13 protein-coding genes and 1 pseudogene are annotated in these 13,643 nt (G+C 71.9%); 6 read left to right on the top strand and 8 right to left on the bottom strand.

The window, feature by feature from the left end; translation table 11 throughout:
• Positions 1-95: 95 nt before the first annotated feature.
• From AB0N17_RS12410 to AB0N17_RS12400, 3 genes are all read right to left on the bottom strand, one after another.
• Positions 96-227 (bottom strand): hypothetical protein, encoded by a 132-nt coding sequence (locus tag AB0N17_RS12410; protein WP_366011177.1) that lies wholly within the window; start codon positions 225-227, stop codon positions 96-98.
• Positions 228-413: 186 nt separating this feature from the next.
• On the bottom strand, positions 414-1,178 hold the full coding sequence (locus tag AB0N17_RS12405; RefSeq protein ID WP_366011282.1) for a metallophosphoesterase family protein: 765 nt from the start codon (positions 1,176-1,178) through the stop codon (positions 414-416).
• A 67-nt stretch (positions 1,179-1,245) separates the two neighbouring features.
• Positions 1,246-4,014: an FAD-binding and (Fe-S)-binding domain-containing protein gene (locus AB0N17_RS12400; protein WP_366011176.1), complete on the bottom strand. Its 2,769-nt coding sequence runs from the start codon at positions 4,012-4,014 to the stop codon at positions 1,246-1,248.
• 156 nt (positions 4,015-4,170) lie between these two features.
• Here AB0N17_RS12400 and serC point away from each other — a divergent pair, with 156 nt between their 5' ends.
• On the top strand, positions 4,171-5,289 hold the full coding sequence (gene serC, locus AB0N17_RS12395) for a phosphoserine transaminase (protein ID WP_366011175.1): 1,119 nt from the start codon (positions 4,171-4,173) through the stop codon (positions 5,287-5,289).
• A gap of 67 nt (positions 5,290-5,356) precedes the next feature.
• Here the strand turns inward: serC and AB0N17_RS12390 are convergent, their stop codons facing one another.
• A complete protein-coding gene (locus AB0N17_RS12390; RefSeq protein ID WP_366011172.1) occupies positions 5,357-6,319 on the bottom strand; it encodes a WD40 repeat domain-containing protein in 963 nt (320 codons plus the stop codon).
• A 98-nt stretch (positions 6,320-6,417) separates the two neighbouring features.
• Here AB0N17_RS12390 and AB0N17_RS12385 point away from each other — a divergent pair, with 98 nt between their 5' ends.
• Together AB0N17_RS12385 and AB0N17_RS12380 are read left to right on the top strand one after the other, a co-directional pair.
• The gene (locus AB0N17_RS12385; protein WP_366011170.1) at positions 6,418-7,101 is read left to right on the top strand and encodes a GDSL-type esterase/lipase family protein; all 684 of its coding nucleotides are present in this window, start codon (positions 6,418-6,420) and stop codon (positions 7,099-7,101) included.
• A gap of 97 nt (positions 7,102-7,198) precedes the next feature.
• Positions 7,199-7,792, top strand: coding sequence for a Uma2 family endonuclease (locus AB0N17_RS12380; RefSeq protein WP_366011168.1), 594 nt, complete (start codon positions 7,199-7,201; stop codon positions 7,790-7,792).
• On the opposite strand, the gene AB0N17_RS12375 is transcribed toward AB0N17_RS12380, so the two are convergent.
• Positions 7,789-8,895: a hypothetical protein gene (locus AB0N17_RS12375; RefSeq protein WP_366011166.1), complete on the bottom strand. Its 1,107-nt coding sequence runs from the start codon at positions 8,893-8,895 to the stop codon at positions 7,789-7,791. The genes AB0N17_RS12380 and AB0N17_RS12375 overlap by 4 nt on opposite strands.
• Positions 8,896-9,016: 121 nt before the next feature.
• On the opposite strand from AB0N17_RS12375, the gene AB0N17_RS12370 reads away from it, so the two are divergent.
• Positions 9,017-10,012: an aldo/keto reductase gene (locus AB0N17_RS12370; RefSeq protein WP_366011165.1), complete on the top strand. Its 996-nt coding sequence runs from the start codon at positions 9,017-9,019 to the stop codon at positions 10,010-10,012.
• A gap of 227 nt (positions 10,013-10,239) precedes the next feature.
• On the opposite strand, the gene thpR is transcribed toward AB0N17_RS12370, so the two are convergent.
• Entirely contained in the window at positions 10,240-10,812 is a 573-nt protein-coding gene (thpR, locus tag AB0N17_RS12365) for an RNA 2',3'-cyclic phosphodiesterase (RefSeq protein WP_366011164.1), read from the bottom strand.
• 65 nt (positions 10,813-10,877) lie between these two features.
• Between thpR and AB0N17_RS12360 the strand changes: the two are divergent.
• Positions 10,878-11,395, top strand: a pseudogene (locus AB0N17_RS12360) (GNAT family N-acetyltransferase).
• A 33-nt stretch (positions 11,396-11,428) separates the two neighbouring features.
• Here AB0N17_RS12360 and AB0N17_RS12355 read toward each other — a convergent pair.
• Both AB0N17_RS12355 and AB0N17_RS12350 read right to left on the bottom strand, forming a co-directional pair.
• Positions 11,429-12,694, bottom strand: a complete 1,266-nt coding sequence (locus tag AB0N17_RS12355) for an MFS transporter (protein WP_366011163.1) — start codon at positions 12,692-12,694, stop codon at positions 11,429-11,431.
• A 161-nt stretch (positions 12,695-12,855) separates the two neighbouring features.
• Positions 12,856-13,293 carry a MarR family transcriptional regulator gene (locus tag AB0N17_RS12350; RefSeq protein ID WP_366011162.1) on the bottom strand — a complete coding sequence of 146 codons (438 nt, stop codon included), beginning with the start codon at positions 13,291-13,293 and terminating at the stop codon, positions 12,856-12,858.
• Positions 13,294-13,447: 154 nt separating this feature from the next.
• Between AB0N17_RS12350 and AB0N17_RS12345 the strand changes: the two genes are divergently transcribed.
• Positions 13,448-13,630, top strand: a complete 183-nt coding sequence (locus AB0N17_RS12345) for a ribbon-helix-helix protein, CopG family (protein ID WP_356942591.1) — start codon at positions 13,448-13,450, stop codon at positions 13,628-13,630.
• Positions 13,631-13,643: the final 13 nt, after the last annotated feature.

The raw sequence follows: 13,643 nt of genomic DNA, 5'->3' as shown, positions 1-13,643 counted from the left end.
CGTCACACATCACCGACCGTCCGATCGGGGAAAAGAAAAAGGGAGGCCGACGGTGCACCATCGGCCCCCCTCACATCACCGCTCGCTCAGCCGGTTCAGCGGTCCTGGCCGGGCAGCGGCTTGGGCAGCGGCTTCGGCGCGTGCTTCTTCCTCGGCTTCGCCGGGGGCGTGGGCGGCAGCTGCTTCTTCGGCTTCGGGGGCAGCGGGGCGAGCTTCTTGAGGCTCATTCCGACTCCTTGGGTCGCACTGTACGTGTGATGCCGAATTCCGCGTCCGGAACCCGACACCGAAAAAGCTACACGCCGACCAGGGGCCAGAACGGCAAAATTGGCAAAGGGCCGCTGTGAATACCTGGGTGATTCCTGAGAGACTCGTGCGAAGCTGAGAATTCTCCTATGAAGCTGGGAGCTTCCTTACGCATCCCGGCCGTCCTTGGGTCCCCAGGCCGCCAGGACCTCCGTGTCCGTCGCGCGGGCGGGGAGGAAGTAGTCGGACCACGCCGCGATGTCCGGGTAGGCGCACTCCCGGATCAGCCGGGCTCGCGCCGCCGCTATGTCGTAGGGCGTCACGCGCAGGTCGGCGCCGGGGCCGAGGAGGCACCAGTGGGCGCCGGGGCGGCCGTAGGGCATGCCGACACTGCCGGGGTTGACCACCAGGCGGCCCTGGGCGAGGCGGACGTAGGGCATGTGGGTGTGGCCGCAGACGACCGTGCCGATGCCCGGGTCGAGGCCTGCGAAGACCTCCGCCCAGCGGTCGGGGCGGGAGTCCACCAGCACCAGCTCCTCGTCGTCGCGCGGGGTGGCGTGGCAGAACAGCACCGCACCGAGGCCGCGGACGCGCAGGGTGAGCGTCCGGGGCAGCGCGGCGAGGAAGCCGACCTGCTCCTCGCGGAGCGCCCGCGCGGCGAACGGGCCGATGGGGTCGGGGATCTCCGTGCGCTCCCCGCGCCGGTACTCCACCAGCTCCCGGTCGGCGTTCCCGGCCAGCCACAGCACTCGGTCGCCCTGCTCGCGCAGCACGTCCAGCACCTCGGCCGGCTGCGGGCCCGCCGTGATGTCCCCGGTGAGGACGATCCGGTCGGCGGCGGCCACCTCGGGCTCCGCCAGGACCGCCTCCAGGGCGGGCAGCACACCGTGGATGTCGGAGAGGACCGCCAACCGGCCGTATTCCGCGGGCACTTCACCTCCGCGCGCTTCGTCCTCGTGTGCCTCCCCCTCGCCCGGCGCTGTCTCGCTCACCGGCTCCTCAAACCAGCGCGCCCTCGGGGGCCTCCCTCAGCGCCGGCAGGAGCTGGTCCTCCGCGCAGGCCCGGGACACCTCGAAGTGGCCCCGCTCGAAACCGAAGTTGCCCGCGAGGCCGCAGCACCCTCCGCTCAACTCACCGGTCAGTCCCGCCGACTCGCGCAGCCGGCGGTCGGCGGTGTCGCCGAGCACCGCGTGCTGGTGGCAGTGGGTCTGGCCGGTGACCGGGCGGTCGACGGCGGGCGGCGACCAGTGCGGGGCATGCCGCTCCAAGGTCTCGGCGAAGGTGAGGACGGCTGCGGCCAGCCGGGCGGCACGCGGGTCGTCCGGGAGCAGTTCGGGCAGGTCGGAGCGGAGGGCCGCGGCACAGCTCGGCTCCAGGACGACCACCGGCACCCCGGCCCGCAGCACCGGCTCCATCAGGTCCAGCGTGCGGCGCAGTACCGCACGGGCGCGGTCCAGCTGGCCGGTGGAGACGTAGGTCAGGCCGCAGCAGACCCGGCCCCGGCGGGCCGTCAGCAGGGCGGCGACCGACCGGGTCCTGCCGTCGCCGATCGCTCCCCCGCGCGGGACCAGTGTCGGCGGGAGCGCCACCCGCAGTCCCGCGGCCTCCAGCACCCGGACGGCGGCCCGGCCGACGGAGGGCGACAGGTGCTCGGTGAAGGTGTCCGGCCACACCGTCACCAGCTCCCCGGTGCCCCGCGCCGGCCTCCTCGCCCGCCACCACCCGCTGAACGTCGAGGTCGCCAGCCGGGGGATCTCCCGCTCCGGAGTGATCCCGGCCAGCCGCTTGGCCGCCCGCGCCAGCGGCCGGACCGAGGCGAGCGCGTTGAGCAGCGGGGCCGAGCGCGTCCGGGCCGCCCAGCGCAGCCACTGAGGCAGGCGGCCCATGCTGTGGTGGGCGGCGGGCCGGCGGCGGCCGGCGTAGTGGTGGTACAGGAACTCCGCCTTGTAGGTGGCCATGTCGACGCCGACCGGGCAGTCCGAGCGGCAGCCCTTGCAGGACAGACAGAGGTCGAGGGCGTCCCTGACCTCCGGGGACCGCCAGCCGTCCGTGACCAGTTCGCCCGCCAGCATCTCGTGCAGCAGGCGGGCCCGGCCGCGGGTGGAGTGCTCCTCCTCTCCGGTCGCCCGGAAGGACGGGCACATCACGGCGGGCCCGGACGCCGTCGTCGTACGGCACTTGGCCACGCCCACGCAGCGGCGGACGGCCGCGCGGAAGTCGCCGCCGTCGGCCGGGTAGCCGAAGGCCACGTCGACCGGGCGGCTCGGCAGGACGGAGAAGCGGAGGCCCTCGTCGAGCGGGGCGGGACGAACCAGCATGCCCGGGTTGAGCAGGTCGTCGGGGTCCCAGACCGCCTTGGCCCGCTCGAACAGGGCCACCGTCTCCTCGCCGTACATGCGCGGCAGCAGTTCCGCGCGGGCCTGTCCGTCGCCGTGCTCCCCGGACAGCGAGCCGCCGTGGGACACCACCAGATCGGCCAGCTCCTCGGAGAAGCGGCGGAAGCGGCCGACGCCGGGCCCGGTGAGCAGGTCGAAGTCGATGCGGACATGGATGCAGCCGTCGCCGAAGTGGCCGTAGGGCGTGCCGCGCAGGCCGTGGGCCGACAGCAGGGTGCGGAAGTCGCGCAGGTAGGCGCCGAGCCGGGCGGGCGGCACCGCGCAGTCCTCCCAGCCGGGCCACGCCTCCGTGCCGTCCGGCATGCGGGTCGCCGTACCGCTCGCGTCCTCACGGATGCGCCACAGGGTCCGCTGGGCCGCGGGGTCGGTCACCACCAGGGAGTCGACCACGTCGGCCGCGGGGACGATCGCCTCGGCCTGCGCGCGTGCCTCCGCCTCCGACTCCCCGCCGGTCTCCACGAACAGCCAGGCGCCTCCCCGGGGCAGCCCCGCCGGCGCGCGCACCAAATCGGCCGCCATGCCCTCCACCGTCAGCGGGCCGCGCGGCAGCAGCCCGGCGGCCGCCTCGGCCGCGGCGCTCTCGTCGACGTATCCCAGCACGGCCAGGGCTCGCGCGCGGGGGGCCTCCACCAGGCGCACGACCGCCTCGGTGAGGATGCCGAGCGTGCCCTCGGAGCCGCAGAAGGAGCGGGCGACGTCCGCGCCCTTCTCGGGCAGCAGCGCGTCCAGCGCGTACCCGGAGATGCGCCGGGGCAGCTCCGGGAAACCCGTCCGCAGCCGGGTCAACTCCCCCTGCGCCAGCTCGCGCAGCCCCTCGGGCGCACCCGCCCAGCCCGGCCCGAGCCGCAGCCGCTGCCCGCGCGCGGTGACGACGGACAGCTCCCGCACGCTGTCCGCGGTCGTCCCCCAGGCGACCGAGTGGGAACCGCACGCGTTGTTGCCGATCATCCCGCCGAGCGTGCAGCGGCTGTGGGTCGACGGGTCGGGGCCGAAGCGGAGCCCGTGCGGCGCGGCGGCCTCCTGCAGACGGTCCAGGACGAGCCCCGGCTGGACGACGGCCGTGCGGGTGATCGGATCCAGCTCCGGCAGGCCGTGCATGTGCCGGGTGAAGTCGAGGACCACGCCGGTGCCCGTCGCCTGCCCGGCGATCGACGTGCCCCCGCCGCGCGCCACCACCGGCACCCCGCGCGCCCGGCACACCTCCAGCACGGCCGCTACGTCGTCGGCGTCCCGGGGGGCGACCACCCCCAGCGGGACCCGCCGGTAGTTGGACGCGTCCATGGTGACCAGCGACCGGGAGGTGATGTCGAAGCCGACCTCGCCCCGGACGGCACCGCGCAGCTCCGCTTCGAGACCCGAGAGATCCGTCATGCGTCCAGGATGCATCCGCTCACGGACAGTCACCGAAAGTTTTCCACAACGTCGCACTGATCGTCGTACAACCTCACAAGTCCATTGCGCGGCGGTCTCGTCTCATCGGACGGACACGGTTCCGTCCCGTTTCGCCCAGCGGATACCCTCCGACTCGTGGCCGACATCCAGATTCCCGCTGACATCAAGCCCGCCGACGGACGATTCGGCGCGGGCCCCTCCAAGGTGCGCACCGAGGCGCTGGACGCCCTCGCCGCCACCGGATCGTCCCTGCTCGGCACCTCCCACCGCCAGGCGCCCGTCAAGAACCTGGTCGGCAGGGTCCGCGAGGGCATCTCCGAGCTGTTCTCCCTGCCCGAGGGCTACGAGGTGATCCTCGGCAACGGCGGCTCGACCGCCTTCTGGGACATCGCCACCCACGGCCTGATCGACGACAAGTCGCAGCACCTGAACTTCGGCGAGTTCTCGTCCAAGTTCGCCAAGGCCGCGAAGCTCGCCCCCTGGCTGGCCGAGCCCACCGTGATCGCCTCCGAGCCGGGTACCCACCCCGAGCCGCAGGCCGAGGCGGGCGTCGACGTCTACGCCTTCACGCACAACGAGACCTCCACCGGTGTGGCCATGCCGATCCGGCGCGTGGCCGGCGCCGACGAGGGCGCGCTCGTCCTCGTGGACGCCACCTCCGGCGCGGGCGGCCTCCCGGTCGACGTCGCCGAGACCGACGTCTACTACTTCGCCCCGCAGAAGTCCTTCGCCTCCGACGGCGGCCTGTGGATCGGCGTCTTCTCCCCGGCCGCGCTCGAGCGCGCCGAGCGCATCCACGCGAGCGGCCGGCACGTCCCGGAGTTCTTCAGCCTGCCCACGGCGATCGACAACTCCCGCAAGAACCAGACGTACAACACCCCCGCCCTCTCCACCCTCTTCCTCCTGGGCGAGCAGCTGGAGTGGCTCAACTCGCAGGGCGGCCTGGACTGGGCGGTCCGCCGCACGGCCGCGTCCTCGCGCACGCTCTACACCTGGGCGGAGGACGTCAAGTTCGCCAGCCCCTTCGTCACCGACCCGGCCAAGCGCTCGCAGGTCATCGGCACGATCGACTTCTCCGACGACATCGACGCGGCGGCCGTCGCCAAGGTGCTGCGCGCCAACGGCATCGTGGACACCGAGCCGTACCGCAAGCTGGGCCGCAACCAGCTGCGCGTCGCGATGTTCCCGGCGATCGACCCGGCGGACGTCGAGGCGCTGACCAAGTGCATCGACTACGTCATCGAGCAGCTCTGACGACTCCTGCACGTCGGTGAAGGGCGTCCGGTGAACACCGGGCGCCCTTCGCCCGCTCCCGCGCCCCTCATCTGCCCCGGCGCAGCCGCCGCAGCCCGAGGAGTGCGGCCGCGCCCACGGCGAGGACGACGGCGCCGATCTTGATGCTCCCGCCGTCCATGCCGGCCCCGGAGCCGGAACTCCCCGAGGCCGAAGGCGACTTGCTCGCGGACGTGCCCGGCACGTCCTGCGCCTGCACCTCGCTGTCCGCGCCCTCGCTGCCGTACATCAGCTTGGTCCCGTCGGCGGAGTAGGTGACGGCCTCCCCCTGCCCCTGCAGGGGCACGTCGAGCCGCCCCTCGCGCCGGATGCGCCCGCCGTTCCAGTCGTAGTAGATCCCGCCGAAGTAGCCCCGGACGACCAGCTGTCGGCCGTCCGGCGAGAGGGCCGCGTCGGTGGCCCAGAGGTCGACGGGGGCCACGGGCCGGAAGACGTTGGTGCCGGAGGCGGAGAGGGTGGCCGGTCCCTCGTACAGGTGACCGCCGTCCTCCTGCTTGTCGATGATGTAGACGCGCCCGGTCTTCGGGTGGACGACGAGCGACTCGGCGTCCCGTGGACCGTTCGTGTACTTCACCACGTACTGCTTGGCCGTGACCGTCTGGTCCTTGAGCACCTTGGGCTCGGGCAGCCGGTAGATCCACACGTACGGCCACCGGCCGCCGTAGTTGTCCCCGGTGTCGCCGACGTAGATCTCGTTGTGCGGCCCGATGGAGATGGCCTCGACGTCACGCGGCGAACCGATCCCGCGCAGGGTGACGGTGGCGACGGTCTTCCCGGTCCTGCTGTCCACGGCGTAGATGTACGGCCCGTCACCGCTGTCGTTGTGCGTCCAGTAGATACCGGGGTGCAGGTGCGAGGCGGCGAGCCCGCTGGACTCGGTGATCCGCGGGTCCTTGATCGTGAACCCCTGGTCGCCGTCGGCGGCGGAGGCGGGCAGCGCGCAGGCTCCTACGAGCAGTACCCCGGCGAGGACGGCGAACGATCGTTGCATGGACCAAGCCTGCCATTGCCCGCGGCGGTTCGCCGGACGTGGTGGTCCTCACACGTCCTCACACCCCAAGGCCGAGCGTGATCGTCCATCATGAGCGGATGCTCAGATTCATGCCCGTAGGTGACTCGATGACGATCGGGAGTGCGGGCGAGCACACCTGGCGCTACCGGCTGTGGCAGCACCTGTGCGCGTCGTACGGCGGCCCGTTCACGTTCGTCGGCCCGCGGGAGGAGCTGTACGACAAGGAGGCCGGGACCCCGACGTCCCTGGCCTACGCCGACCCCCGCTTCCCGCGCGCCCACCTGGCCGGCTGGGGCGAGGGCTGGCTGCACATGGCCCCGCTGATCGGCGGGGCGGTGCGTGAGTACCGGGCGGACGTGCTGCTGGTGTCCCTGGGCCTGATCGACCTGGGCTTCTACACGAACGCCGAGCAGACGGCCGAGAACGTACGGGCCTTCATAGCGGCCGCCCGCGAGGCCCGGCCGCGCATCCGCATGGTGCTGCTGCCGGTCATACCGAACGTCCGTACGGTGTCGGACGCGCCGTTCGCCTCCCAGGTGGACCTCTTCAACGTCCTGCTGGCCAAGACGGTGGCCGACCTGGACGAGCCGCGCTCACCGCTGCTGCTGGCCTCGCCGCCCAAGGGGTACGAGCTGGACGGCGACACCTACGACGGCACGCATCCGAGCGCGAGCGGGGAGCACCGGATCGCGGGGGCGTTCGCGGCGGCGATGTGGGAGGCGTGGGGGATCGGACAGGCGTACACGGCTGGAACGGATTGACCGGACTGACCGGATTCCGGCGTCTCCGGGTCACCGTGCGTATCGTTGAACCACGCGGCTGCACTGAAAGACGGGGCAGCCGGGGAGGAGCGCCACGATGACCGTCCTCGAAGACAGGATCGAGATGGCCGACGCCGACGCCAACACCGTGGATCTGGACGAGTGGTTCGACCGGCTCGAGCGCATGCCCGTCCCCGAAGGATTCAGGGTCGAGATCGTCGGGGGCAGTGTTTTCATGACGCCACAGCGGGACACTCACTGGGTAATCATCCGCCGGATCACGCGCGCCTTGGAGGACCGGTTCGGGATGGACGTCAAAGTGTTCTCTGACGTCCGTATCGACTTCCCGGGCTACCAGAACGGCTTCTGTCCGGACGTCGCCCTGCTCAAGGACTCGGCGAAGAAGGACGACAAGGGCCACTGGCGGTACCAGGACGTCGACTTCGTCGCCGAGGTCATCTCCCAGGGCACGGCCCAGAACGACTACGGGCCCAAGAAGCTCGCCTACGCGGAGGCCGAGGTCCCCCTCTACATCGTCGCCGACCCGTACCAGGGCCGCTGCTACGTCCACACCGACCCCAAGGACGGCGACTACGAGAACAGGACCCCGGTGGACTTCGGCACCGACATCGACCTGACCGGCACGGTCGTCGACCTCGTCCTCAAGACCGACGCCTTCCCCCGCGACTAGTCCAGCCCCCACACATACAGCGCGTCACCCGACTCCGACGCGGTCACCCACCTGCCGCCAGCCAGTGCGGTGGGCGGCCGGGTGCCGACCGGGACCGGGTAGGCGACCTCGACGGGCGTACGGGCGCCCGCGACGTCGATGATCCAGTGCCGGCCCGCTCCCCACTCCTCGTCGCTCTCGACGGTCGAGCCGATCAGGGTCGTCTCGTCCAGGAAGCCGCCGGCCCAGTCCCAGTGGGGCAGCGCCTCGTCGTTCTCGGGCTCGGCCTCCGGATGCCGGGGTACGGCGGTCTCCGCGTCCCACTCCAGTTCCTCCAGCACGCGGCCGCCGGTGTCGCGGACGGCCAGCACGTCCTGGTAGTGGGTCACGGTCATCAGCCGCTCCCCCGACGGGCTCACGCCCAGCAGGGCCAGGTCGCCCTCGACGTACTCGACCGCCAGGGCCCGCCCGTCCCACCGGCCCCAGCGCAACGGCGCCCCGTCCTGCCCCTCCCCGATGCTCAGCCCCATCTGCCGCGGATCCGTCGGATGCGGCAGATGGAAACTGCCGGCGGCCGCTGCCTCCGCGTCGGCCCGCGCCAGCACGCTTCCGTCCGCGGCGTCGAGGAGCAGCCACTCGTCGACCGTGTCCGGGCCCAACTCCCCCACGGACAACGGCCCGCGCACATGCGCCCACACGAACGCCCCGTCCACCGAGAACCCGGCCGAGCCGCCGTCCGGATACCGGTGGTCCTCGCTGTCGCCGTACACGGCGTAGGACGCGTGCATCTCCCGGCAGGCGCCGTACCAGCAGCCGTGCCGGACCTCCCACCGGAGCGCACCCGACGGCTCCACCGCGCGCACCGCGTGCACCCCCGCGAAGACGGCCAGACTCGCGTCCGGCGCCACCGCCCACGTCCCGCGCCGCCGCGGCCAGGGCGCGGGCACCCGCACGCTCTCGCCCGCCGCCACGAAGGCGTCGTCCAGGGCCCGCACCACGAGCGCGTCGTCACCGCGCTGGGCGAGCGACCATCCTCCCGGCCGCCCCAGCAACTCGGGGAAGTCGCCCCGCGACGAGGGCAGAAGCGCGGGAACGGTGGCATGCAGCCGGGCACGAGCGGGCACGGGGTCTCCCTGGAGTGATCAGTTCCGGGCACCCTACGCGAGGGCACCGACGGCACCTGCCGCCGCGCCCGGGCCAACATCGCTTGCCTAGAGCGCACTTCAAGCCGTTGGCTAGGGAACCATGGAGTACACGCAGCTTGGACGCACGGGACTCAAGGTCAGCCGACTCGTCCTCGGGACGATGAACTTCGGGCCGCAGACCGACGAAGCCGACAGCCACGCGATCATGGACGCGGCGCTGGACGCGGGCATCAACTTCTTCGACACCGCCAACGTCTACGGGTGGGGCGAGAACAAGGGCCGGACCGAGAGCATCATCGGCAACTGGTTCGCCCAGGGCGGCGGCCGGCGCGACAAGGTCGTCATCGCCACCAAGGTGTACGGCAACATGGCCCTCGACGGCGAGGCCCCCTGGCCCAATCACGACAGGCTCTCCGCCCTCAACATCCGGCGGGCCGTCGACGCCAGCCTGAAGCGGCTGCGGACCGATCACATCGACCTCTACCAGTTCCACCACATCGACCGCAGCACCCCCTTCGAGGAGATCTGGCAGGCGATCGACACCCTCGTCCAGCAGGGCAAGATCCTCTACGTCGGCTCCTCCAACTTCCCCGGCTACAAGATCGCCCAGGCCAACGAGGCCGCCGCCCGCCGCGGCGGCACCATCGGCCTGGTCAGCGAGCAGTGCCTGTACAACCTGTTCGAGCGCCGCGCCGAGATGGAGGTGATCCCGGCCGCGCAGGACTACGGCCTCGGGGTCATCCCGTGGTCGCCGCTGCACGGCGGTCTGCTGGGCGGCGTGATCAAGAAGGAGGTGCAGGGCGGGCGCCGGGCCTCCGGGCGGGCCGCCGACACCCTCGCCGACCCGGCCAGGCGCGCGCAGATCCAGTCGTACGAGGACCTGCTCGACAAGCACGGCGTGGAGCCCGGCGAGGCGGCGCTGGCCTGGCTGCTGACCCGGCCCGGCGTGACCGGCCCGATCGTCGGCCCGCGCACCGCCGACCAGCTGGCGTCGGCCCTCAGGGCGGCCGAGCTGGAACTGAGCGAGGAACTGCTGACCGGCCTGGACGAGGTCTTCCCGGGCCCGGGGCCGTCTCCGGAGGCATTCGCCTGGTGACGGGCGCCCCACAGGGGCGGGGGGCCGCATGCGGCATGCGGCCCCGCCGCGGGGCGCGACCGGCCGGGAGACGGCTCGCAGGCGCCGGGAAACACGCGCTCCCACGCCCCTGGAGCGGCCGAGGCAACCGCTACCTGACGGCCGCCCCCAGGGCCACCACGACGAACATCAGCACAAGCACACCGGCCATGATCCGGTTTCGGGTTTTCGGGTCCACGTGAACGAGCCTAACCAACCCCGCCAAACCGCCAGCGGCCAACCGCCTCGTACCGCGGCTGCTCCCCCGGCACCCCGGACCGCGGCAGATTGCTGCGCACCAGGACCAGCTCGCCCACCGTCCAGGTGCGGCCGCTGAACTCACGGAGCAGCTCGACGTACGGCCGTACGTCCACCGAGTCCCGGCTCCGCGCCACCGTCAGATGGGCCTTGTACCGCCGGTGCTCCCCCATCGGAACGCCCGCCTTCCGCGCCGCCGCCTCCGCCCGGTCGGCCAGCAGCCCGAGCGTCTCCAGGTCGCCCGAGGCGCCCGCCCACAGGGCCTTGCCGTGCCCGAACTGGCCACCGCCGGTGAGGGCCAGGGGGAAGGGCGCCGTGCGGTGGGCGGCGCGGGCCAGGCGGTCCGACAGGTCCGCCACGAGATCGTCGGCGACCTCGCCGTAGAAGGCGAGGGTGAAGTGCCAGCCGGGCCGGTCGGTCCAGCGCAGCTTCTCCGCACCGGGCAGCGTCTTCAACCTGGCCACCTCGGCGGCCAGTTCATGGACGACCTGCTCCGGAGGAAGCACCGCGGCGAAGAGTCTCATGCCCTCACCTTCCCAGAACGGAAATGCCGTCGCCCCGCCGGAGCGGCGGCGGGCAGGATGAGCCCATGACGATCACTATCCGAGAAGGCGGCCCCGCCGACGCCCCCCCCTGATCCTCGGCATGCTCGACAGCGCCGTGGAGTGGCTGGTCTCACAGGGCCGCACCGGACAGTGGGGCACCGAGCCGTGGTCGGCCGACGAGCGGGCCGTCGGGCTGGTCCACGACTACGCCGCCGCCGGCACCCCGTACATCGCCGAGACAGAAGGCGTCCCGGCGGCCACGCTCACGCTCGGCAAGGGCCCCGGCCCCTACCTGGAGCCCGCCGACGAGCCCGAGCGGTACATCCACCTCTTCGCCACCGACCGCCGCTTCAGGGGCCTCGGCGCCGGTGCCGCGCTGCTCGCCCACGCGGCCCAGGAGACCCGGCGGGCCGGGATCTCCCTGCTCCGGGTGGACTGCTACGCGGGCGACGACGGCAGGCTGATCGCCTACTACGAGAGCAACGGCTTCATCCGCACCGAGCCCTTCACGGTCGGCGAGGAGAAGTGGCCGGGCCAGGTACTGGCCCGGCGGGTGCTGTAGCGCCGCGTGGGCGCGAGCCCCCCTGGAGCGTGCCTACGCCGCCGTCGCCAGCTGCTCCCTCGGCACGAAGCGGACCCGCGGATGCCCGTGGTGCCAGCCCACCGACAGGCGCAGGCCGCCGATGCGGGCCAGGACCAGGCCGATCGCACCCGCCGCTCCGGCGGAGATCACGCCGCCCAGGGCAAAGCCGACCCGGGCGCCGTAGGTGTCCGTGATCCACCCGACGATCGGGGCGCCCAGCGGGGTGCCGCCCATGAACACCATCATGAACAGGGCCATCACCCGGCCGCGCATGGCCGGGTCGGTGGCCATCTGCACCGCGGTGTTCGCGGTGACGTTCACCGTCAGGCCGCACACCCCGATCGGGACCATGAGCAGCGCGAACAGCCAGTACTCCGGGACCAGCGCGGCCACGATCTCCAGCGTGCCGAAGGCCACCGCGGCGGCGATCAGCAGGCGCAGCCGGGCCGTGCCGCGCCGGGCGGCGAGCAGGGCGCCGCACAGGGAGCCGACGGCCATCAGGGTGTTGAAGAGGCTGTAGGCGCCGGCGCCGGCGTGGAAGACGCCGTTCGCGTAGGCCGACAGCCACACCGGGAAGTTGAAGCCGAAGGTGCCGATGAACCCGACGAGGACGATCGGCCAGATCAGCTCGGGCCGCTTGGCCACGTAGCGCAGGCCCTCCCGCAGCTGGCCCTTGCCGCGCGGCGCGCGCTGGACCACGTGCAGCTCGCGGGCGCGCATCAGCAGCAGGCCCATGATGGGCGCGGCGAAGGACAGGCCGTTGGCGAGGAACGCCCAGCCCGTGCCCACGCCCGTGATCATGAGGCCGGCGACGGCGGGGCCGACCAGGCGGGCGGACTGGAAGTTCGCCGAGTTCAGGCTGACCGCGTTCTGCAGCTGGTCGGGGCCGACCATCTCGGAGACGAAGGACTGCCGGGCCGGGTTGTCCACGACCGTGGCGAGACCGACGGCGAAGGCGGCGACGTACACGTGCCAGACCTGGACGTGGCCGGTGAGGGTCAGGAAGGCCAGGGCGAGGCCGGTGAGGGCCATCGAGGACTGGGTGACCAGCAGGGCGGGGCGCTTGGGCAGACGGTCGACCAGGACACCGCCGTAGAGGCCGAAGAGCAGCATCGGCAGGAACTGCAGGGCCGTGGTGATGCCCACGGCCGCGGAGGAGCCGGTGAGGCTGAGCACGAGCCAGTCCTGGGCGATGCGCTGCATCCAGGTGCCGGTGTTGGAGACGACCTGGCCGACGAAGAAGAGGCGGTAGTTCCTGATCCTCAGCGAGCTGAACATCGAGGACTTGCGGGAGGTGGGGATAGTAGTGACGGTCGGTGCGGGGGCGGAAGGTGCTCCGGATCCCGTACTCAAAAAGATTCGCCTCCTCTTTTTCTGGTCGTTCGCCTCCGGGCGCTTTCAGCCGGTGCGCCCTTCAGCTCACTTCTCTGGCGGCTTGCTTACAGGTGTGCGAGCTTCTCCAGCACGGGAGCGGCGGCGCGCAGCTTGGCCCACTCGTCCTCGTCCAGGCCCTCGACCAGGCCCGCCAGGAAGGCGTTGCGCCTGCGGCGGCTCTCTTCGAGCATGGCCTCGGCCTGTTCGGTCTGGGTGACGACCTTCTGGCGCCGGTCCTCGGGGTGCGGCTCCAGCCGGACCAGCCCCTTGGCTTCGAGCAGCGCGACGATGCGGGTCATCGACGGCGGCTGGACGTGCTCCTTGCGGGCCAGCTCGCCCGGGGTGGCGGAGCCGCAGCGGAAGAGGGTGCCGAGCACCGACATCTCGGTGGGGCTCAGCGACTCGTCGACCCGCTGGTGCTTGAGCCGACGGGACAACCGCATCACGGAGGAGCGGAGTGCGTTCACGGCGGCAGCGTCGTCGCCATGGGTGAGGTCCGGCATGTTCTTTAGAGTAACTCATTACTCTCGCTAAGGACCACCGCGACACGCCCGTTTCCCCGTGATGCCCGCCACTGCACCCATAGATCACCCATATGGGTGAGCCGGGGCGGGAAAGTGACGCGCTGGACGGCCGCATGTGGCGACCCTCGTACGCATGGGGACCAGTGTGCTCAGCCTGCGGATGGACGGGGAGCTGCTCGAAAGGCTCCGGCACCACGCGGCGAAAAGAGGAATGAGCGTGCAGGACTATGTGGTCCGCACGCTCATTCGGGACGACTTCGACGAGCGGTTCCAGACCGCCGTCGAGGAGACGGAGAGGTTCTACGGCGTCACATGACGCCGTGGCGGGC

The organism is Streptomyces sp. NPDC051133, assembly GCF_040682635.1.
Lineage (GTDB): Bacteria > Actinomycetota > Actinomycetes > Streptomycetales > Streptomycetaceae > Streptomyces.
This window is presented reverse-complemented; position numbering and strand designations above follow the sequence as displayed.

Excerpts from the sequence above, each read along its gene's own strand:
- AB0N17_RS12410 (WP_366011177.1), bottom strand. The coding sequence starts at position 227 with ATGAGCCTCAAGAAGCTCGCCCCGCTGCCCCCGAAGCCGAAGAAGCAG.
- AB0N17_RS12400 (WP_366011176.1), bottom strand. The coding sequence starts at position 4,014 with ATGACGGATCTCTCGGGTCTCGAAGCGGAGCTGCGCGGTGCCGTCCGG.
- AB0N17_RS12390 (WP_366011172.1), bottom strand. The coding sequence starts at position 6,319 with ATGCAACGATCGTTCGCCGTCCTCGCCGGGGTACTGCTCGTAGGAGCC.
- AB0N17_RS12385 (WP_366011170.1), top strand. The coding sequence starts at position 6,418 with ATGCTCAGATTCATGCCCGTAGGTGACTCGATGACGATCGGGAGTGCG.
- AB0N17_RS12380 (WP_366011168.1), top strand. The coding sequence starts at position 7,199 with ATGACCGTCCTCGAAGACAGGATCGAGATGGCCGACGCCGACGCCAAC.
- AB0N17_RS12370 (WP_366011165.1), top strand. The coding sequence starts at position 9,017 with ATGGAGTACACGCAGCTTGGACGCACGGGACTCAAGGTCAGCCGACTC.
- thpR (WP_366011164.1), bottom strand. The coding sequence starts at position 10,812 with ATGAGACTCTTCGCCGCGGTGCTTCCTCCGGAGCAGGTCGTCCATGAA.
- AB0N17_RS12355 (WP_366011163.1), bottom strand. The coding sequence starts at position 12,694 with ATGTTCAGCTCGCTGAGGATCAGGAACTACCGCCTCTTCTTCGTCGGC.
- AB0N17_RS12350 (WP_366011162.1), bottom strand. The coding sequence starts at position 13,293 with ATGCCGGACCTCACCCATGGCGACGACGCTGCCGCCGTGAACGCACTC.
- AB0N17_RS12345 (WP_356942591.1), top strand. The coding sequence starts at position 13,448 with ATGGGGACCAGTGTGCTCAGCCTGCGGATGGACGGGGAGCTGCTCGAA.